The sequence below is a fragment of the Clavibacter tessellarius genome, from assembly GCF_001618005.1.
Classification (GTDB): Bacteria; Actinomycetota; Actinomycetes; order Actinomycetales; family Microbacteriaceae; genus Clavibacter; species Clavibacter tessellarius_A.
The window spans coordinates 61559-81385 of record NZ_LQXA01000028.1 but is presented as its reverse complement, the minus strand read 5'-3'; the positions used below and the strand labels follow the sequence as shown (position 1 = coordinate 81385).

General features: G+C 72.8%; 16 protein-coding genes and 1 tRNA gene. 14 read left to right on the top strand and 3 right to left on the bottom strand.

Annotated elements, in window-relative coordinates:
• Positions 1-46 precede the first annotated feature (46 nt).
• Complete coding sequence (locus AWH51_RS07180) at positions 47-3853, bottom strand: DUF4011 domain-containing protein (protein ID WP_063071412.1); 3807 nt, start codon at positions 3851-3853, stop codon at positions 47-49.
• A gap of 154 nt (positions 3854-4007) precedes the next feature.
• Between AWH51_RS07180 and AWH51_RS07175 the strand changes: the two genes are divergently transcribed.
• The 3 genes from AWH51_RS07175 (at position 4008) to AWH51_RS07165 (ending at position 4912) form a co-directional block, all read left to right on the top strand.
• Positions 4008-4079 (top strand) — tRNA-Arg (locus AWH51_RS07175).
• Between the two features lie 39 nt (positions 4080-4118).
• Positions 4119-4580, top strand: coding sequence for an XRE family transcriptional regulator (locus AWH51_RS07170; protein WP_063071411.1), 462 nt, complete (start codon positions 4119-4121; stop codon positions 4578-4580).
• Positions 4580-4912, top strand: a complete 333-nt coding sequence (locus AWH51_RS07165) for a DUF86 domain-containing protein (protein ID WP_063071410.1) — start codon at positions 4580-4582, stop codon at positions 4910-4912. The genes AWH51_RS07170 and AWH51_RS07165 overlap by 1 nt, the downstream gene beginning before the upstream one ends.
• Before the next feature lie 7 nt (positions 4913-4919).
• On the opposite strand, the gene AWH51_RS07160 is transcribed toward AWH51_RS07165, so the two are convergent.
• A complete protein-coding gene (locus AWH51_RS07160; protein ID WP_063071409.1) occupies positions 4920-6032 on the bottom strand; it encodes a type I restriction endonuclease in 1113 nt (370 codons plus the stop codon).
• A 107-nt stretch (positions 6033-6139) separates the two neighbouring features.
• Between AWH51_RS07160 and AWH51_RS07155 the strand changes: the two genes are divergently transcribed.
• Both AWH51_RS07155 and AWH51_RS07150 read left to right on the top strand, forming a co-directional pair.
• Complete coding sequence (locus tag AWH51_RS07155) at positions 6140-6460, top strand: nucleotide pyrophosphohydrolase (protein WP_063071408.1); 321 nt, start codon at positions 6140-6142, stop codon at positions 6458-6460.
• Between the two features lie 226 nt (positions 6461-6686).
• Positions 6687-8225 carry a DNA/RNA helicase domain-containing protein gene (locus AWH51_RS07150; RefSeq protein WP_368072669.1) on the top strand — a complete coding sequence of 513 codons (1539 nt, stop codon included), beginning with the start codon at positions 6687-6689 and terminating at the stop codon, positions 8223-8225.
• Positions 8226-8241: 16 nt separating this feature from the next.
• Here AWH51_RS07150 and AWH51_RS07145 read toward each other — a convergent pair whose 3' ends face one another.
• Complete coding sequence (locus AWH51_RS07145; protein WP_063071406.1) at positions 8242-8838, bottom strand: hypothetical protein; 597 nt, start codon at positions 8836-8838, stop codon at positions 8242-8244.
• A 158-nt stretch (positions 8839-8996) separates the two neighbouring features.
• Between AWH51_RS07145 and AWH51_RS07140 the strand changes: the two genes are divergently transcribed.
• The 9 genes from AWH51_RS07140 (at position 8997) to AWH51_RS07100 (ending at position 19790) form a co-directional block, all read left to right on the top strand.
• On the top strand, positions 8997-10364 hold the full coding sequence (locus AWH51_RS07140; protein WP_063071405.1) for a purine-cytosine permease family protein: 1368 nt from the start codon (positions 8997-8999) through the stop codon (positions 10362-10364).
• On the top strand, positions 10361-11920 hold the full coding sequence (locus tag AWH51_RS07135) for a hydantoinase/oxoprolinase N-terminal domain-containing protein (protein ID WP_063071404.1): 1560 nt from the start codon (positions 10361-10363) through the stop codon (positions 11918-11920). The genes AWH51_RS07140 and AWH51_RS07135 overlap by 4 nt, the downstream gene beginning before the upstream one ends.
• The gene (locus AWH51_RS07130; protein ID WP_063071403.1) at positions 11913-13028 is read left to right on the top strand and encodes a DUF917 domain-containing protein; all 1116 of its coding nucleotides are present in this window, start codon (positions 11913-11915) and stop codon (positions 13026-13028) included. The genes AWH51_RS07135 and AWH51_RS07130 overlap by 8 nt, the downstream gene beginning before the upstream one ends.
• A gap of 76 nt (positions 13029-13104) precedes the next feature.
• Positions 13105-14178: a DUF917 domain-containing protein gene (locus AWH51_RS07125; RefSeq protein WP_254654505.1), complete on the top strand. Its 1074-nt coding sequence runs from the start codon at positions 13105-13107 to the stop codon at positions 14176-14178.
• Positions 14175-15716 carry a helix-turn-helix domain-containing protein gene (locus AWH51_RS07120; RefSeq protein WP_063071401.1) on the top strand — a complete coding sequence of 514 codons (1542 nt, stop codon included), beginning with the start codon at positions 14175-14177 and terminating at the stop codon, positions 15714-15716. Before AWH51_RS07125 ends, AWH51_RS07120 begins: the two co-directional genes overlap by 4 nt.
• A gap of 154 nt (positions 15717-15870) precedes the next feature.
• Positions 15871-16653, top strand: a complete 783-nt coding sequence (locus AWH51_RS07115; protein ID WP_063071400.1) for an L-threonylcarbamoyladenylate synthase — start codon at positions 15871-15873, stop codon at positions 16651-16653.
• A gap of 369 nt (positions 16654-17022) precedes the next feature.
• A complete protein-coding gene (locus AWH51_RS07110) occupies positions 17023-17373 on the top strand; it encodes a histone-like nucleoid-structuring protein Lsr2 (RefSeq protein WP_063071452.1) in 351 nt (116 codons plus the stop codon).
• Between the two features lie 223 nt (positions 17374-17596).
• A complete protein-coding gene (locus AWH51_RS16245; protein ID WP_063071399.1) occupies positions 17597-18742 on the top strand; it encodes a hypothetical protein in 1146 nt (381 codons plus the stop codon).
• A gap of 226 nt (positions 18743-18968) precedes the next feature.
• Entirely contained in the window at positions 18969-19790 is an 822-nt protein-coding gene (locus AWH51_RS07100; RefSeq protein WP_254654504.1) for an AfsR/SARP family transcriptional regulator, read from the top strand.
• Positions 19791-19827: the final 37 nt, after the last annotated feature.

Below are 19827 nucleotides of genomic sequence, written 5' to 3'. Positions count from 1 at the left end.
GCGGCGTGCGGGTGGCCGTCGGCGTCCGACGGATCGCGCTCCGGCATCAATCCGCCCGGTGCGCGCCGGCCTGCACCTGCACGGGCGCGGTGACCGGGTGCGCGTCGGAGATGGCGCCGAGGGCGGTGGCGATGCGGCGGGCGACGGCATCCGGATCCGCGAACAGCTCGAAGGAGTGCACGCGGAGGTAGTGCCAGCCGAGCCGCTTGAGCATCTCGGGCCGCAGGCGCAGCGACTCGCGGAGGCTCGTCTGGTTGACGACCGGGTCGGTCTCGATCGCGATGGCCCGGCCGCCGTAGGACGCCACGAGGCCGAGCTTGTCGCGGTGGCCGAGGGCGGGCGCGAGGCCGAGGCCCTCGAGGCGGCGGGCGAGGTCGACGAGCATGGCGTCGCCGTCGTCCGGGATCGGGTCCTCGCGGAAGCGCGCCTCCGCCTCGGACAGGATCTGGGCGAGCGCGACGATGCCGTGCTTCATCCGGTCCTGGTCGATGTCCGACGGCTGGAAGCAGGAGACCACGACCATCGAGCGGCGGGCGCGCGTCATGGCGACCGCGAGCAGGCGCTCCCCGCCGGGAGCCGCGAGCGAGCCGAAGTTCGACAGCACGCGGCCGTGCGGGGTGCGGCCGTAGCCGACGGAGAAGATGACGCGGTCGCGGCTCTGCGCGACGCACTGCTCGAGGGTCGCGACCATGAACGGCTCCGCGCGGTCGCCGATGAAGAACTCGGTGACGTCGCTGCGCTTGGCCGCCGCATGGAGCACGGCCTGCTGCACGCGCACGGCGTGCCGGGCGCTCGCGGTGATGACCATGAGGGACTCGCGCGGACGGTGGCTCGCATGGTCGAGCACGAGCTCCACCACGCGGATCACCTCGGCGTCGACGCTCTCGACGGCGCCGGTGTCCTCGTCGGGCATGCCGTGGCCGTCGGCGACGAAGTCGAGCGACAGGCTGCCGTGGCCGAGGAACGTGCCGGCCCACGGGAGCGACTGGATGCGGCCGCCGTAGAACCGGCGGTTGACGAGCTCGGCCAGGTCCTCGCCGCCCGCGCGGTAGCTGCGGGTGAGCGCGAGGGAGGGCAGGAGCTCGCCGAGGCGCGCGAGGGCGGAGTCGGCGTGGCGCTCCTCGAGCGTCGAGTCGTCGTCCGCGAGCTGCGGCGTCGAGCGCTCCGGCTGCGGCACGACCGCGATCGTGAACGGCGACGGCGTCTGCGTGACGGGATCCCCGAAGACCACGGTCTGCTTGCCGCGCCGGATGCCGCCGAGGGCCTCCGCGAGCGTCATAGCGCCGGCGTCCACGAGGAACACGGCGTCGAAGGGCATCTCGTCGGTGATCGCCGGCACCTCGTAGGGCGACGCGAGCCAGACCGGCGCGATCGTGCGCGAGAGGTGGGGCGCTGAGTGGTGGAGGGCCGCGGCGTCGACGGGGGCGGATCCGCCGAGCAGCTGGCGCAGGTGGTGCGCCTCCTCGGGCCAGTCGACCACGCCGATCTTCCACGTCTCCGCGAGCTGCCAGGCCAGGAGGCCCGCGCTCGCGGTCGCGTGCGCCTCGTCGACGAGGCGGAAGTCGGACTCGAGCCGGTCGAGCACGCTCGTGTTCGCGTTGAGGAGCGCCTTGTCGCCCGCGAGCATCTGCTCGAGCACGGACTGCCACCAGGCGAGCTCGAGCTCGGCGGCGACGGCCTCCTGCGGCACGTGCCGGTCGGAGAGGTCGCGGAGCAGCGGGTCGAGGTCGAGGCGGCGGAGCTCGGCCAGCAGGGAGGTGCGCTCCTGCAGGTTCTGCAGCACCTCGCTGTCCTCGGCGAGCTGGGCGACCTTCTCGCGCAGCTCGTCGACGGGCAGCTCGGCGAGCGGGGTGGGCCGGGTGAGCATGCTCAGCGGCTCGTCGAGCACGCGGAGGTCGGCGGCGACCTCCTGGAAGCGGACGTGCACGTCGGAGATGCCGCGCGGGACCTCCGGGGTCGAGCCGACCGCGACGTAGCGCTGCCACAGGATCCGCTGCTTCTGGATCGCCTGGAGACTCTCGTGCATGTCGGAGATGTGGACGCCCGGGCGCACGTACTCGCGCGCCAGCTTGCGGAGGCGACGGCGGGTGATGCTCGTCATCTCGGGGGCGTCGCGGCGGGACCCGGTGGCCGCGATGATCTCGCTGAGCGACCGGTCGAAGACGACGGGCTGGAACTTGTCGAGGGTCTCGCGCACGTCGAGCAGGAGGCGGAGGTACACGCCGAGCTCGTCGATGGAGCGGTAGGCGCGCATGCGCGTCTGGCCGATGAGCTCGTCGGCCCGCTCGAGGAGGCGCGGGAGGCCGTCGGCGGACAGCGACTTCGCGAGGTCGTGCGCGTGGCTCGCGGCGGCGCTCGTGGGGAAGGTGGCGCCGTACCAGGGCGAGTCGCCCGGGCCGTAGCGGAACTCGCCGAGGCTCGCGGCCTTCACGAGGGAGGCGGCGGCGCTCGCGCGGTCGTGCGCGATGGCCGTCACGGCGGCGCGGGTGAGGCGCGCGGTGGTGGCCGGCGGGCTGGGGAGCAGCGCGAGGCGAGAGAGCTCGCCGAGCGCGTCGAGCACGGAGACGCCGAGCTCGGCGTCGGGGCGGCCGAGCGCGAAGCGGTAGTCGAGCAGCACGTGGCGCAGACGCACGAGCGCGTCGTCGACCTCGGCGGTCTGCGCGGGCGCGGCCTTCTCGTTGCGGACGATGGACTGCACCACGTCGCGCTTCAGCGACTTCGGTGCGACGGCGAGGCCCGGCAGCCCCACGTCGGCCAGGCGCTGGCCGATGCCCTTCAGCGAGGAGGCGCGGGGGCTCACCACGAGCACGCGCTTGTTCTGCGCGACGAGGCAGCCGATGGAGTTGACGATCGTCTGCGTGCCGCCCGTGCCGGGAAGCGTCGTCACCACGAGCGAGTTGCCCGCGTTGATCTGCGCGATGACGTACTCCTGCTCCGGATCCGCGTCGAGCAGCAGGGTGTCGGTGACGGGCGGGCGCTGGTCCTGCGGGATCGGATCCACCGGCGCGTAGGCCTCGCCGACGCCCCACTTGGCGGTGGGGTTGCCGGCGATGGCGTCGATCACGAGGTGGTCGAGGTGCTCAGCGTCCTCGGCGAGCGCGCGGCCGACCTCGGCGAACGAGGAGACGACGAGGCGCGGCTGCACCGCGAAGGCGGGCAGGTGCGAGGTGAGGCCGCGCAGGCGGTCGATGACCGGCTGCGGCTTGAACGCGCCGTTCTGCACGGCGAGCGCGACGAACGACTCGGCGTCGAGCGTGATCTGGAACTGCTCCTCGAGCGCCCGAGCGAGCGCCGGGTTGAGGAACGGCTGCCCCTTGAGGCGCACCTCGTAGTCGCTGCCGTGGCGGCGGATGGCGAGCGGGCGCAGGAGCACCGGCGCGCGGAACTGCTCGTCGGCGAAGCGCCACTCGGCGAGGCCGATGGCGAGGTGGATCGACTCGATGCCCCGGGCCGAGACCAGCTCGATGCCCTTCTGGGTGATCCTGTTCGCGGCCTTGCGGGCGCTGCGGAGCGCGAGCTCGTCGCGGATGAGGGACGACAGCAGGGTCGTCTTGCCCGTGATGAACTGCGCGAGGCCGCCGGGATGCGTGGTGCTCAGCTCGATGCGCGCGCCGGGCACGTCGACGAAGTGGAGGAGGGGCGAGGGCCCGCCGATGCCGGCCAGCTGCTCGCGCCACTCGCGCCAGCGGGGCTCGGCCACGTTGCCGCTGCCCAGCTGCACGTCGCCGACGCGGAGGTCGTGGGGGCTGGTGCTGTTGTGGGAAGCGTTCACGTGGGGGTCCTCAAGATGCTCGGCGGCGAACCCGGAGAGCAGGTCGTCGTCGTCGTCGGATCGTTCATTGGCACGCCACACCCGGCAACAGTACGACGCGCCGGGTGGGGAAACGGGCAGGCGGGGCCGCGCGGGGGGCGATCCGGGGGGGCTCGGCGGACAGCCGCCCGTGTCCGTCCCCGGCGCCCGCCCACCTCAGCCGAGCCCGCGGCCCTCCGCTACCATGGGCCCGTCAGCCTCTGTAGCTCAATGGAAGAGCAGTTCCGTCCTAAGGAAAGGGTTGGGGGTTCGAGTCCCTCCAGGGGCACCCTTCGCCTCGCGATATCGGCCCGATATCATCGCGGTCATGAGCGAGGCGTCCATCGGTGAGGAGCTGCGTCGGCTGCGCCGCGAGATGGCGCTGTCGCAACGCGAGCTCGCCGCTCGCACGGGGGTCCCGCAGCCGAACATCGCCGCGTACGAGAGCGGTCGCCGGCAGCCGTCCCCCGAGACGCTCGAGCGGCTGGGGTCGGTGCTGCGGGTCCCGTCGCTCGAGCGCGTGCGGGCGTCGCGGGAGCGGATCCTCGAGGTCGCGGCCCGCCGACGCCTCAGCGACGTCCGCGTCTTCGGATCCGTGGCGCGCGGGGACGCCACGGCGGGATCCGACGTGGATCTCCTCGTGCATCCCGCGCCGGACGCGTCCCTCTTCGACCTGGCGGGCTTCATGGCCGAGGTCACGGAACTGCTGGGCCTGCACGTCGACGTGGTCTCCGATCGTGGGACGGGGCCGGTCATGGACCGCATCCGAACCGAGGCCGTGGCCCTCTGATGATCGACGGCGAACGCATCCCGGCGCTGCTGGCGGACATCGCGCGGTTCGCGGTCTCCGCTCGACGGGTGGCGGCGCGCGGCCACGCGCGCTTCGTCGACCCCGCGGACGACGAGCAGCGCCGCATCGCGCGCTCGCTCGTCGTGGACCTCTCGAGCGCCGCCGACCGCCTCCCCACCTCCTTCCGGGAAGCCCGTCCCGACGTCGACTGGAGCGGGATCCGCGCGGTACGGAGCTTCGTCGCCCACGACTACGACGGCACGGACGTGGAGGTGCTGTGGCGCGTGGTGGCGGTGGAGTTCCCGCGGATCGCGGAGGCGCTGGCGGAGTGACCCGGAACTACGCGCCGACCGGCTCCCCCGCGTGCCCGCGGATCGCCTCCCGGATCGCGTCCGCGTGCGCGTAGATCTCGTCGAGCGATCCGATCGGGTGCCGCGTCTCGACCTTGTGCGCGTCGAAGAGCCCCAGGTACTTCTGCTTCTTGCCGTTGAAGTGGAGGCGCGCGATGGGCTTGCGGTTGTTGTCGTCGAGGAGGATCGCGAGGTACGACTTCGCGTCACGGTGCACCACGCGCTGCGGCTTCACCTCGCTGCAGGCGATGGCCTTGACGATCTGGTAGCCCTCGAGCTCCTCGAGGGTCGTCTCGATCTCGGTGTCGCGATCGAGGTCGGCCTCCACGGCCTCCTCGCTGGTGATCGCGTCGGCCGACACCGCGGTCGGCGCCGACGGGAACGCGGGAGCGCCCAGGGCCGTCTTCAGGCGGTCGTTCACCTGCTCGTTCAGGTACTGCTTCGACGCCTTGCCGACGAGCGTCGTGAACTGCTCCCGCACCTTCTCCGTGAACGATCCGTCGTACACGCGACGGGTGAGGAGCTTCACCCACTCCGTGGTCGGCTCGCGGAACTCGGCCGCGATCGCCCGCTTCAGCGCCCCGACGTACTTGAGCTCGCCCGCGGCGCTGATGATCGAGTCGAGGTCGAAGACATCCTTCGTGAGCTTCATCAGCTCGGGCAGCAGGGTCTCGTCGATGTCCGCGAGATCGAGCACGAGGAACGGCTTCTCGTCCATGCGGTTCGGCGCGTCGAGGTCCGTGTAGAAGTGGTACGTCTCGCCGTTCGTGAGCACCGCGATCCGCGCGTTGGTGACGGCGAAGTAGCGGAAGAGCTGCGACGCGTGCTCGATCTTCAGCGGCTCCGTCGACTTCTTGCACTCGATGAGGATCTGCACCTCGCCGTCGCGCATGATCGCGTAGTCGATCTTCTCGCCCTTCTTGAGGCCGAGGTCCGCCGTGAACTCGGGGACCACCTCGAGCGGGTTGAAGACGTCGTATCCGAGGATCGTGGAGATGAACGGCATGATGAACGCGTTCTTCGTCGCCTCCTCCGTCTGGATGGCCTCGCGCTGGTTGCGGACCTTCAGGGCCAGGGCGGCCAGTCGTTCGGCGAATTCCATGGGGACTCCCTCGTCTCGGTGATCCTGACGATACGGATGTCCATGCGCGCTCATGGAAGCGCGGTGCCCCCACTTCGGGATCGGGGACCGCCTGCTACCGTGACCGCATGGTCAGCCGAGACGTGCGCGACGAGCTCGCCGCGTTCGTCGCGGAACGGGACTGGGCGCAGTTCCACACGCCGGAGAACCTCGCGAAGAGCATCGTGATCGAGGCGGGCGAGCTGCTCGAGTGCTACCAGTGGGATGCCGAGGGCGACCCTGCGCAGGTGAGGGGCGAGTTGGCCGACGTCTTGACGTACTGCCTGCTCCTGGCCGAGCGGATGGACCTCGACCCGGAGGAGATCGTGCGCGAGAAGCTGGCCGTCACGCGAGCCAAGTACCCGGTGGAGAAGGCTCGCGGACGCAGCGCCCGGTATGACGCACTTTGAGGTCCGTCGCGTCGCACTCTCCGGTGACGCCGTCGCCCGATGGGGAGCAGAGCATCCGCGCAACTCCAACTGGCCGGTGGTCTACGTCCTCGACGGTCCGCCCGCCGGAAAGCGGCCGAGCCGCCGCGCACCCGACGACCTCTACGTCGGGGAATCGCTCCGGGCAGCCGCGCGTCTCGCACAGCACCTCAAGTCCGACGCACGCGGACATCTGGCGACCGCGCGCGTGATCGTCGGTGAGACCTTCAACAAGTCCGTGTGCCTGGACTTCGAGTCGCGTCTCATCAACCTCTTCTCCGGCGACGGCGTCTACACCGTCCTGAACCGCAACATCGGGATCACGAACGCGGACTACTACGACCGAGTCACCTACACCGCGGAGTTCGAGAGGGTCTTCGAGACGCTTCGACGCGAGGGGCTGTTCCAGCGCTCCATCGCCGAGATCGAGAACGGCGACCTCTTCAAGCTTTCCCCGTTCAAGGCGCTCTCGCCTGACCAGGAGGTCGCGCTGGAGCAGGTGCTCGAAGGTCTGGTAGCGGACCGGCAGACGGGGATCGAGAGCACGATGGTGATCCAGGGCGAGCCCGGCACCGGGAAGACCGTCGTGGCGATCTACCTGCTGAAGCTGATCGCCGACATCGGGCGGCTCCCGGTCGACGACGTCCTCGACAGCGACTCCGTGTTCACCGACTTCTTCCTCGGCGAGAACCGCGAGGCGCTCCAGGGGATGCGCACGGGTTTCGTCATTCCCCAGCAGTCGCTGCGAGAGAGCGTGAAGAAGGTGTTCACGCGCACGCCCGGGCTACGAGGCGTCGAGGTCCTGACGCCCTTCCAGGTCGGCGAGAGCGCAGGCCGCTTCGACCTCCTCATCGTCGATGAGGCGCATCGCCTGAACCGCCGGGCGAACCAGGCCTCGGGGCCGCTGAATCGCAAGTTCGAGGACATCACCGTCGCCCTCTTCGGGGAGGACGACAAGCACAAGACGCAGCTGGACTGGATCCGCGGGAAGAGCACGCATCAGATCCTCATGATCGACCCCGCGCAGAGCGTTCGGCCCGCCGATCTCGGCGCGGACATCATCGACGGCGTCATCGCCGAGGCACGACGCGGTCGCCGCTGGCAGCCGCTCATGTCGCAGATGCGCGTGCGAGCGGGGACGGATTACATCGGGTACATCCGCCGCGTCCTCGGCGCGACGCCGAGCTCGCGTCCGGAGGAGCCGCTGACCGCGGACGCCCTCGGCGACTACGAGTTGCGGATGTTCGACGATGTCGGCGCCATGCATGCGGCCATCCGCGACCGTGACCGGGAGCACGGGCTCGCGCGCATGGTGCCGGGGTACGCATGGGAGTGGGTCTCGAAGAAGGACCCTCAGGCGTTCGACATCCGGATCGGCGACTACCGGGCGAAGTGGAACAGCACTCAACGCGACTGGATCGCGTCGACGAACGCGCTGGAGGAGGTGGGCTCGATCCACACGGTGCAGGGATACGACCTGAACTACGCCGGCGTCATCATCGGGCCGGATCTCCGATACGACTCCGAGGGCGGCAGCCTGTTCATGCACCGCGAGTCCTACTTCGACAAGAAGGGCCAGGAGAACAACCCGACGCTCGGCATCACCTTCTCCGACGATGACCTGCGGCTGCTCATCAGCAACATCTACGCGGTGCTCATGACGCGCGGCATCCGCGGGACCTTCGTCCACGTGGTCGATCCCGCGCTGCGCCAGCATCTGCGTCGCTACATCCCCACGACGACGTAGGACGGATCGTCCGGGCTCACCCGCCCTCGCTGTCCTGCTCCCGCCGCTTCCTCTCGATCGCGTCGCGGTAGCGCTGCATGCTCCGCTCCCCGGCACGACGGCGGATCTCCTCCACGTCGGGGGCGAAGGTCTCGCGGGTCATGTCCTTCAGCTCGATCCACTTGGCGTCGTGCTCGTCCTGCGTCATGCCGGGCTCCCACGGGCGGCCGATGGCGATCCCGACCGCGGAGGCCAGCCCCCAGGCGGCTCCCACCGCCACGCCCACGGCGAGCGAGCGGCTCATGAGCCAGCCGAGGGCCACCACCCCCACCAGCGCGACGAGCGGGGGCACGAGCGCGAAGTCCCAGCCGCCCGGCGACGAGAGCCTCCGCCGCCGGGCGAAGGGGTCCTCGACCAGGACCTCGATCAGCGCGCCGACGCCGATGGCCACGGCGACGAGCGCCACCAGTCCACCGGCTCCCGGCGACGGGACGGCGGGCAGGAGGGTCGCGAGCCCGAGGAGCACGAGCACCACCGGCGCCTTCACGACCCCGAGGACGAGGTGTCCCACGAGGGCCGCCCCCAGGCCCGGCGGCTCCCAGGAGTCGGGGTTCCGAGGTCGCGCGTCGTCCATGAGACTCCCGATGCTCGCAGGCTCGGAGCCGACCCGCCCGGACTCTCCCCCAGCACTCCGCCCCGCTCCCCGCTCCCGACGGGGCACTCTGCACATGGCGCCCTCCGCGGGCGGATCCCTACGCTGTGGCAACCCGTCGTGACACCCGAGGAGTCCCCATGGCATCCACCGCACCCGACGACTACGCGCTCGCGCGGGTCCCGCAGGAGGCGCGCTACCACTGGTTCCCCATCGCGACCCAGCGCGTCGGCCAGCTGTCCGCGCTGAGCGCCTTCGTCGTCGCCGCCACGCTCGGCTTCAGCATGTCGTTCTGGGATGCCTTCTGGGCGATCACCATCGGCGCCGTGATCCTCGAGGTCGTCTGCGTCTTCACCGGGCTCATCGGGCAGCGCGAGGGGCTGAACACCTCGATCCTGTCGCGGTGGACGGGATTCGGGCACGCGGGCTCCGCCGTCATCGGCCTGGCCATCGGCGTCAGCCTCATCGGCTGGTTCGGCATCCAGTCGGGCGTCTCCGCCTCCGGGCTGCACTCGATCATGCCGTGGCTGCCGGTGTGGGCCTGGTCGCTCGCGTTCGGCCTGATCATCACCGCCGTCGTGATGCTCGGCTTCCACGGCATGCAGTGGGTCGCGAACATCGCGGTGCCGCTCTTCCTGCTGCTCGTCGGCTGGGCCGTCGTCCTCGAGCTGAAGGAGCACGACATCTCGGAGCTCGTGACGCAGGCGGCGCCGGGCCCACCCATGTCGATCCTGGCGGGCGCCTCGATCGTGGCCGGCGGCTTCATCGTCGGCGCGCTCATCTCGCCCGATCAGACCCGCTACAACCGCTCGGCGATCGACGTGGTGAAGCAGACGGTCGTGAGCATCACGGTCGGCGAGTACCTCACGGGGCTGTCCGGTGTGCTGCTCGCGCACGCGGTGCGCACGGCCGACGTCTCCGCGATCATCCTGTCGTCGGTGGGCTGGGTGGGCGTGCTCGTGATCCTGCTCGGCACCATCAAGATCAACGACTGGAACCTGTACTCGTCGGGCCTCGGCATCGTGAACTTCATCGACACCGTGTTCGGGCGGCGCGTGAACCGGGCGCTCGTGACGGTCGTGGTCGGCCTGGTCGGGTCGGTGCTCGCGGCGGCCGGGATCCTCGGTCAGTTCACCGCGTTCCTCACCCTGCTGGGCGTGGCGTTCCCGCCCATCGTGGGGATCATGATCGCCGAGTACTTCGTGGTGAGGAACTGGCGGCCGGCGCTCGACGCCTCCCGCGCGACCGGCGCGCTCCCGGCAAGCGCGCCGCGCTGGGTGCCGGTGAGCCTCGGGATCTGGCTGGTCTCCGCGCTCGTCGGCTACTACGCGACCTTCGGGCTCGGCAGCCTGAACGCGGTCATCACGGCCTTCGTGCTCTACGCGGTGCTCGGTAAGGCGGGCTTGATCCGCGGCGTCGGCGAGGTCGCCACCGAGGGCGCCGCGCATCCGGCGCCGGGAGCCGCGACGCCGGTCGCGGCCACGGCCGGGACGGGGGCGAGGCGATGAGGATCGGCATCGACGTCGGCGGCACCAACACGGACGCCGTGCTCATGGACGGCGACCGCGTGGTCGTCGGCATCAAGTCCTCCACCACCGAGGACGTCACCTCCGGCATCGTCGGCGCGCTCGCGGAGCTCGACCGGCAGCACCCCTTCGACCCGGCCGCGATCGACGCGGTCATGATCGGCACCACCCACTTCATCAACGCCCTCGTCGAGGCCCGGCGACTCGCGCCCACCGCGGCCGTGCGGCTCGCGCTGCCGGCGACCGCGTCGCTGCCGCCCTTCGTCGACTGGCCCGAGGCGCTGGTCGACGCCGTGCGCGGCACCGGGTACCTCGCCCACGGCGGCCACGAGTTCGACGGCCGGGTCATCGCGCCGCTCGACCACGACGAGCTGAAGCGGCACGCGGCCGACATCGCCCGGCGGGGCCTCCGCTCCGTCGCGATCTCGTCGGTGTTCGCGCCCGTGAACAGCGAGTTCGAGGTGGAGGCCGCGGCCGTCCTCGCGGCCGAGCTGGGACCCGATGTCGCCATCTCGCTGTCCCACGAGATCGGCCGCATCGGGCTGCTGGAGCGCGAGAACGCGACCATCATCAACGCGTCGCTCCGGGAGCTGGCGGACGGGATCGTGGGCGGGCTCGAGAAGGCCGTGCGCGGCCACGGGATCACCGCTCCCCTCTACCTCTCGCAGAACGACGGCACGCTCATGGGCGCCGACTTCGCGCGCCGGTACCCGGTGGCGACCTTCGCGTCCGGCCCCACCAACTCGATGCGCGGCGCGGCCCTCCTCTCCGGCCTCGACACGTGCGCGGTCGTCGACATCGGCGGCACCACGAGCGACGTCGGCGTGCTGGCGAGCGGTTTCCCGCGGGAGGCGACGACCGAGATCAGCGTGGCCGGCATCCGCACCAACTTCCGCATGCCGGACGTGCTCTCCATCGGCATCGGCGGCGGATCCCTGGTGCGCGGCGACGGCGACCTGGTCGGCCCCGACTCGGTCGGCTACGCGCTCGGCCGGCGCGCCCTCGTGTTCGGCGGGGACACCCTCACAACCACGGACGTCGCGGTCGCCGCCGGCATGGCCGAGGTGGGCGACCCCGCGCTCGTCGCGCACCTCTCCCCCCAGCTCGTGCGCCGGACGCTCGACACCATCGCGGTGCGCGTCGCCGACGTCGTGGAGCGCATGCGCACCTCGTCCGCGCCGCTGCCGGTGGTGGCCGTGGGCGGCGGCTCGATCCTCCTGCCCGACGAGCTCGAGGGACTCGGGCGGATCGTCCGGCCGAACGACCACGCGGTCGCCAACGCCGTCGGCGCCGCCATCGCGCAGGTCTCCGGCGAGCTCGACCGCGTCTACAGCGTCAACGACGGATCCCGCCAGCAGGCCCTCGACGACGCCCGGCAGGAGGCCGTGGAGCGCGCGGTCGCCGCGGGCGCGTCCCCGGCGAGCGTCGAGATCGTGGACTTCGACGAGCTCGTCATCCCCTACCTGCCCGGCAACGCGATCCGCATCCGCGCCAAGGCCGTCGGCGACCTCGAGATCAGGAAGGCCGCGCATGTCTGACACGACCGTGCCCCGCACCCGCCTCACCGAGATCCGGCTGGAGCACCTGCCCGCCATCGCGCGCGGCGCCGCCATCCTCGGCACGGGCGGCGGCGGCGACCCCTACATCGGGCGCCTGCTCGCGGCCGAGGCGATCAAGGAGCTCGGCCCCATCCCGCTCGCCGACCCGTTCGACCTGCCGGACGACGCGGTCGTGATCCCCGTCGCGATGATGGGCGCGCCCACCGTGATGGTCGAGAAGCTCCCCACGGTCGAGCAGCTGCAGGGCGCGATCCTGTCGCTCGCCCGCTACCTCGGCGTGACGCCCACGCACGTCGCGTGCATCGAGGTGGGCGGCGCGAACTCCACCATCCCCATGGTCGCCGCCGCGCGCATGGGCCTGCCGCTCGTGGACGGCGACGGGATGGGACGCGCGTTCCCCGAGATCCAGATGGTGATCCCCACGATCGACGGCATCCGCGCGACGCCCATGTCCTTCGCCGACGAGAAGGGCAACACGGGCGTCGTCGACACCATCGACAACGCCTGGGCCGAGCGGCTCACCCGACCGGTGGCCGTGCAGATGGGCAGCTCGATGATCATGTCGAACTACGCGATGACGGGCGCGCAGATCAAGACGTCCTTCGTGCCGCGCACGCTCTCGCTGTGCCACGAGCTCGGCACGCTGGTGGAGGAGGCGCGCGACGCGCTCGTCGACCCGGTGGAGGCGGTGGCCGGGCGGCTCGGCGGCGCGGTGCTCCTCGGCGGCAAGGTCGTGGACGTGGCCCGGCGCACGGTCGCAGGCTTCGCGAAGGGCGAGGCCAGGATCCAGGGCACGGGCGCCGACGAGGGCCGCGAGATCGTGCTCGGCTTCCAGAACGAGATGCTGCTGGCGTCGATCGACGGGGTCCCCGTGGCCTCGACGCCCGACCTGATCATGGTGCTCGACAGCGAGACGGGCGAGCCGATCACCACGGAGACGCTGCGCTTCGGGCAGCGCGTGCGCGTGGTCAGCGCGCCGGCCGACGAGCGCTGGCACAGCCCGCGCGGCATCGAGCTCACGGGGCCGCGCTACTTCGGCTACGACATCGATCCCGTCCGCTCCCCCGTCGACGCCTTCCCGCGGTAGCCGGGCGCCGGGCGAGGACGGACGGGCCCGGCCGAGGCCCGGGGAGGGCGGACGGCCGGGTGCTACCGTGACGCCGGTGAGCCGGGACCTGGGAGTCGACGACCTCCCCGACCTCGTCGCCGGGCTGATGCTGCTGGGCTCGGGCGGCGGCGGCGACCCGCGGATCCTCGCGGCCGCCACCGCCCGGCAGCTCGCCACGGCCCCGGTGCGCGGCATCGGGCTCGACGACCTCGACCCGGACGACCTCGTGGTGCCGGTGGGCTACATCGGATCCACGTCGGTGCTCCGCGAGAAGCTCCCCTCCGGCACGGAGCTGCCCGAGGCGGTGCAGGCGCTCACGCGGTGGACGGGCACGCCTCCCGCGGCGCTCATGCCGCTCGAGATGGCGGGCGTCAACGGGCTCGCGCCCTTCGCGGCGGCGTCGATGACCGGCCTGCCGCTGCTCGACGCCGACCTCATGGGACGCGCGTTCCCCCGCATCGACCAGTCGAGCCTCGTCGTCTCCGGCCGCGCCATCTCGCCGTGCGTCGTCGCCGAGCCGGGCGGACGCACCATGCTGCTCGACGGCGTCAGCCCCTCGGAGGTGGAGGGCCTGCTGCGGCTCGCCATCGCGCACTCCTCCGGCTGGGCCGCGCTCGCCCTGTCGCCGCAGCGCGCCGCCGACCTCCGCGCGACGGCGATCCCGGGCACCGCCGAGCGTGCGCGCCGGCTCGGGCGGGCCCTGCGCGCGGCCGACGGCACGGACGCTCCGGCCGACCTCGCGAAGGCGCTCGGCGGCGTGCTCCTCGGGCACGGTCGCGTGGTCGACGTCGTCACCTCGCCGCGCCGCGGCCGCTTCGACGTGACCACCGTCAGCGTCGTGGACGAGCGGAGCGGCGCGGTCATCCGGCTCGAGGCCGAGAACGAGTTCGTCGTCGCGCTCGCGGACGGCCTGCCCGTGGCCGCGGCACCCGACATCATCACCGTCATCGCGGTGCCGGGCCTCTCCGTGGCGGGCGCCGGAGCGCTCCTCGTCGACGCCGTGCGGCCGGGCGCGAAGGTCGCCGTCGTCGCGCTGGAGGCCCCCGCCTGGTGGACGGCCACGGCCGAGCGCCGGGCCGCGGTCTCCCCCGCGGCGTTCGGCTTCGGCGCCGTCGAGGTGCCCGCGTGATCCGCCCGGTCGTCCTCTCCGCGCTGCTCGACCACGCGTCGCTCGCCGACGTGCGCCGCCTGGCCGGATCCGCGGACCCGGCCGTGACGCGGGTCCAGGGCGTGCTGATGGACGCCCCGTCGGACGAGCCGCTGCCCCCGGGGACGGACGTGCTCGTGGTCCTCGACCGGACCGAGCGCACCACCTGGCGGTTCGACGCCCGCCTGCGCCGCCTCGCCGACCGGGGGGTGACCGTGGTCGTGCTCGATGCGGCCGTCGCGGTGGATCCGGCCACGTCCCTCCTCGCAGCCCGGCTCGGCGTCGTCGTCCTCGCGTGCGACGACGCGTGGGCCACCTCGCTCGCCCTCCACGACCGTCTCGGCGATGCCCGCGCTGCCGCGGGACGGGCCGCGCTCGACGCCGTCACGGCGCTCGCGGACGCCGACCGGGATCCGGCCGACACCCTCGTCGCGGCGACCGCGCTCCTCGGCCGGCCGGCGCTCCTCGTCGACTCCTCCGGCCGCGTCCTCGCGCCCGATGGCGCGCTCCCGTCCTCCGAGGCGCGCGCCGCGATCGCCGAGGGGCTCCCCGGGCACGTCGACGCGCGCCCCGTCGGCGAGACCGGCACGCTGGTGAGCGCGCGGGTCGACTCCGGTCTGGTCGCGCCGAGCTGGCTGGTGGTCGAGGTCCCCGGGTCTGTGCCCGCCGAGGTCGACGCCGTGGCCGCCGCCCTCCCCATCGCCGCGCTCGCGGTCGGCCACCGGCTGTCGCTGCGGCGCGTGGTCGACGAGCGCGAGGCCCGGTGGCGCATCGCGCTGCTCGGCGAGCTCCTGGAGGCGGGGGACGCCCCCGGCGCCGGGCTGCTCCGCCGCGCCCTCGAGCTCGGCTGGCGCGTCGAGGGCTGGCACATGGGGGTGCGCGTCGTGGCGCGCCAGGACGTGGACACCGTCGGCCGCCGCTACGAGCTCATCGAGGCGCTCGCGGCGGAGGGCCTCGACGTGGGCGTGGTCGAGCAGGGCGACGGCTGGGCCGCGTGGATCACGTTCGACCTCGAGCCCGACGTCCCCGCGGCCCAGGCGGCCGCGCGTGCGGTGCGGCGGGCGCAGCAGCGGTGGGACGACGACCTGTCGAGCGCGGTCGGCGTCGGACGCGTGCACCACGGGCCGGCCGGGATCGCGCGCTCGCTCACGGAGGCCGCCGACGCCGCGCGTCTCGCCGCCTCCCGGCCGCAGTCCGGCCGCTTCCTCCACGTCGACCGCCTGGGCCTCGCGCAGCTGCTCCTCGCCTGGACGCAGACCGACACCTTCCAGCCGGCGGCGCTCGAGCTGCTCGCGCCGCTGCGCCGGCAGACCGCGGGCGACCTCCTCGCCACCCTCGCGACCTACCTCGACGCCGAGTCGTCGGTCGCCGAGACCGCCTCGATCCTGGCCGTGCACCGCAACACGGTGGCCGAGCGGATCCAGCGCGTGCAGCGCATCCTCCAGGTCGACCTCGCGGACGCCGAGACGCGCCTCGCGCTGCACCTCGCCTGCCGCACGGTGCTGGCGGCGGAGGGATAGGGTCGTCCCCTGTGGACGCTCACCCGTCCCGCCCAGCCGCCGCGCCTACCGTCGTCCACACCGCCTGATCGCCGCACGCGCGGCACGGCGCATCCCGGCCCGACGCAGGTGCGCCCATGCTCCCCTTCCCGACACGTACGAGAGGCACGCGCCCATGACCGACACCACCCGCACGATCCCCTGGGACGGCAGCCTCGACGAGCGCGCCGCCGCCGCGATCGAAGCCCCCGGCGGGCTCGTCGTCGCCGCCACCAAGGTCGGCTACATCCTCATGACCACCGACGGAGCGGGCCTCGAGCGCAAGTTCGATGCCAAGCAGCGCAACCGCGACAAGCCGGGCGTGGTCCTCTGCACGAGCATCGAGCAGCTGCAGCAGCTCGCCGTGCTGAACGACGAGATCCTCGCCTTCTACCAGGAGCACTGGGACGCGGACGTGCTGCTCGGCTGCATCCTCCCCTGGCGCGAGGACGCGAAGCACCTCCTCCCCGACGAGACCGCGGCGCAGCTCGCCATGGACCGCCGCGGCACGAGCTGCTTCGTGATCCGCTTCGGCCGCCCCGCCGAGCAGCTCGCCGAGCACCTCTGGGCGAGCGGGCGCCTCGCGTTCGCCAGCTCGGCCAACCCGTCCGGCAAGGGCAATCGCGGTCGCGTCGAGGGCATCGGCGAGCGCATCGAGCAGCAGGCCGACGTCATCGTCGCCGCCGACGAGTACGTCGCCTCCATCCAGCCGGGCCTCGACGAGACCAGCCGGCACGAGCAGGGCGTCATGGTCTCGATGGTCGACGCGTCCGGCGCGCTCATCCCCGAGCAGCGCGGCGAGCGCTCCGTCACCCCGAGCCCCACGCTCATCCGCCGCGGCCTCGCGGTCGACGTCATCATGTCGGCGCTCGCCCGGTCGTTCCCGTCGTGGGACTACCGCCACGGCGAGTACTACTGATCCGGCGTCGCAGCAGGATCGGCATCGAGGGCCCGCGGAGCACGTCTCCGCGGGCCCTCGCGCGTCCGGGCGCCCGCCTGCGCACCCGCCTGCGCACCCCGGCGCCGCGGATCCGTTGCGGGACGCATCAAATTCCCCGCTTTCCGAAAATAGGCGGCGGGGACGCCCGCGCCGGCCCGTTCGCCCTCCCGGAAAGGGCCGGAGCGCATCCCCGGACGGGTCCGAAATGCGAATGCCGCGCTCAGGGCACGCGCATATCGCGTAATCGACGACCGGATCGCGCGTCTCGTTTCGGAAATCACGCCGGGAACGGTATCGTGTGGAACGCAGGCATCGCAGGATGCATCATCCGCAAGGAAAGGAATGGACGTGGCTCGCAAGGTTGTCACCACGCTCGTCGACGACATCGACGGCGTCGTCATCGATGAGGGAAAGGGCGAGACCGTCCCCTTCGCACTCGACGGCGTGAACTACGAGATCGATCTGAGCGACGCGAACGCCGCGAAGCTCCGTGAGGCGCTGGACACGTACGTCGACCGCGCACGCCGCGTCGGCCGCGCCTCCTCCGGCCGCTCCTCCAGCCCGCGTCGCTCGTCCTCGAGCGCGCCCAAGGAGGACCTCGGCGCCGCCCGCGAATGGCTGCGCGCGCACGGCCACAAGGTCTCCGAGCGCGGCCGCATCTCGGCCGACCTGCTCGAGGAGTACCGCTCCAACAAGTAGTCGCACCGCTTCCCGCGCCTGGCGCGGAATGCACCCGAGAGGGCCGATCCGCATGCGGATCGGCCCTCTTCGCATGCCCGCCGGAGTCACGTAATGAATGGCCCGCGCACCGCGGCCGTGCGCATCCGGCGCCGTGGCGCGCCGGGTGTCACGCGCCGGTCACGCGGCCGTCGCGGCCGTGTCGCGCCCCTGCGAGCAGGCTCGCTCCCGAACAAGGAGCACCGTGCCGAATCACCTCGCATCACCCGGGTCCGCCGCACCCGCGACCCGCATCACCCGCCCTCGACGCCCGCTCCGCGCGCGTCTCGTCGCCGCCGGTGGTGCCGCGCTCATCGCCCTCGTGGCCGTGGTCGGCATCGGGGTCGGCGTCGGCAGCTCCCTCGACTCCGCGTCGGCCGCCACCGCCACCGCGATCCAGCAGTGCGACGGGATCTCCAACGTGGGCGGCGAGCAGGTCACCTGCTCGGTCACCGTCGTCAACAACCTCGACGTGGCCACCGGCGTCGGCTCGTCGACCGTCACGACCGTCGTCTGCGTCGGCGCCGCGAACACCGCCGGCACCTGCACCACGGACGTGCAGAGCGCGCAGACCATCGTCACCTCGGTCGACCAGTGCAACGGATCCGGGAACGGCGGCGGCGGCGAGGTCGCATGCACCGTGGACGTCACGAACAACATCACCGGCACGAGCACCACGACGCCGGCGACGGTCAACCAGTGCATCGCCGCCGGACAGGGCGGCGGCGCGAACGCCGTCAACTGCTCCCCGGTCGGCAGCACGACGAACGCCGACATCACTCAGTGCAACCAGTCCGGCAACGGCGGCGGCGGGGCCGGTCGCGTGACCTGCACCGTGCCGACCTCCACGACCTCCACCGCGCTCGCGGTGCAGGTCGACCAGTGCATCGGATCCGGCAACGGCGGCGGCGCGACCGTCACCTGCTCCGCGCGCATCCGCAACTTCGTGACCGCCGTCGTCACCCCGACGGCGACGCCCACCGTCGCGCCGACCACGTCGCCGACCGTGGCCCCCACGACGTCGCCGACCGACGCTCCCACGCCGACGCCCACCGCGACGGCACCGACCCCCACCCCCACGGCGCCGACGCCCACCGCGACCGCGCCGACCCCGACCGCGACCGCTCCCACGCCCAGCGCCACGACGGGCACCCCGACGCCGACGGCCGGCACCCCGACCGCCACGCGCACCCCGGGGACGCCCTTCGGTCCAGGCGGCACCACGCCGGGCGGGAACCTCCCGGTCACCGGATACGACCCCACGCCCACGATCGGCTGGGGCCTCGCCGCCCTGGTCCTCGGAGCCCTGGGCCTCGGGATCCACGCACGACGCAAGACCGCGAAGGCCTAGCCGCCCTCGCACCCCGTGCCGCGCCGCCCGTCGATCCGTCGCCGGGCGGCGCGGCGCACCTAGCCCCAAAAGCACCCGGATGATGGGCTTTCGTCGCCGAACGGATACGTTGGCGGCGACGGAGGTGCCCCATGCATCAGCACGCGCACGACGGGAGCACGTTCGTCGCGCGTCGTGATGCCGTGACCGGCACCGGGCCCGACAGCCCGTCCACCTCCTCCCCCGCGTGCGCCGGGGCCGCCCGGTGATCCGCGTCGACCTGCTCGGCGGGTTCCGCGCCGCCGGCCTGGCCCCGCTCGCCGACGCCTCGCACCCACCCGCCCCGCTCGCGACGACGACGACGACGACGACGACGGTGGGCCCGCCCGCCACCGCCCTGTCCGACGGCACGCAGCGCCTCATCGCCGCCCTGGCGCTCCGCAGCCGGCCCGCCGACCGCGGCGCGCTCGCGGCCGAGCTGTGGCCCGAGGCGCGCGACGGCCGCGCGGCCTCGAGCCTCCGCTCCGCCGTCGCGCGCCTCGGTGACGCCGGGCGGGAGATCGTCGAGACGACGCCCGGCGGCCTGCTCCTCCGCGCGGACGTCCGGGTCGACCTGCGCGTCGCCCGCGCCACCGCCGCTCGCCTGCTCGAGCCGCGGATCGTCGAGCCGGCGGACGCCGACCTGGCCCCGGACGCCGTGGCCCTGTTCGGCTCACCCCTCCTGCCCGACTGGTTCGACGCCTGGCTGGAGCCCGCCGCCGACGAGTGGCGGCACCTCCGCGTGAACGCGCTCGAGGCGCAGTCCGACGCGCTCCGCGTGCGCGGCCGGCTCCACGAGGCGGCGTCCGCGGCCCGCCGGGCGATCGAGGTGGATCCGCTCCGCGAGACCGCGCAGCGCTGCCTCATCGCCGTGCACCTCACCGCGGGCAACCAGTCCGACGCGCTGCACGCGTACGGCGCCTACCGCGCGCGGCTGGAGCGCGAGGTGGGGCTCGCGCCGACGGCGATGCTCTCCGACCTCATCGCCGGGATGCACCAGCGCTCGCGGGCCCTCGACCGCACCGGCTGAGGCGGACCGTCGATGCGGCGCCGCATCGCCGGTCCGC

Bases quoted from the DNA above. Each gene is read 5' to 3' on its own strand.
- AWH51_RS07170 (WP_063071411.1), top strand. From the start codon at position 4,119: ATGAGCGAGGCGTCCATCGGTGAGGAGCTGCGTCGGCTGCGCCGCGAG.
- AWH51_RS07165 (WP_063071410.1), top strand. From the start codon at position 4,580: ATGATCGACGGCGAACGCATCCCGGCGCTGCTGGCGGACATCGCGCGG.
- AWH51_RS07160 (WP_063071409.1), bottom strand. From the start codon at position 6,032: ATGGAATTCGCCGAACGACTGGCCGCCCTGGCCCTGAAGGTCCGCAAC.
- AWH51_RS07155 (WP_063071408.1), top strand. From the start codon at position 6,140: ATGGTCAGCCGAGACGTGCGCGACGAGCTCGCCGCGTTCGTCGCGGAA.
- AWH51_RS07145 (WP_063071406.1), bottom strand. From the start codon at position 8,838: ATGGACGACGCGCGACCTCGGAACCCCGACTCCTGGGAGCCGCCGGGC.
- AWH51_RS07140 (WP_063071405.1), top strand. From the start codon at position 8,997: ATGGCATCCACCGCACCCGACGACTACGCGCTCGCGCGGGTCCCGCAG.
- AWH51_RS07135 (WP_063071404.1), top strand. From the start codon at position 10,361: ATGAGGATCGGCATCGACGTCGGCGGCACCAACACGGACGCCGTGCTC.
- AWH51_RS07130 (WP_063071403.1), top strand. From the start codon at position 11,913: ATGTCTGACACGACCGTGCCCCGCACCCGCCTCACCGAGATCCGGCTG.
- AWH51_RS07115 (WP_063071400.1), top strand. From the start codon at position 15,871: ATGACCGACACCACCCGCACGATCCCCTGGGACGGCAGCCTCGACGAG.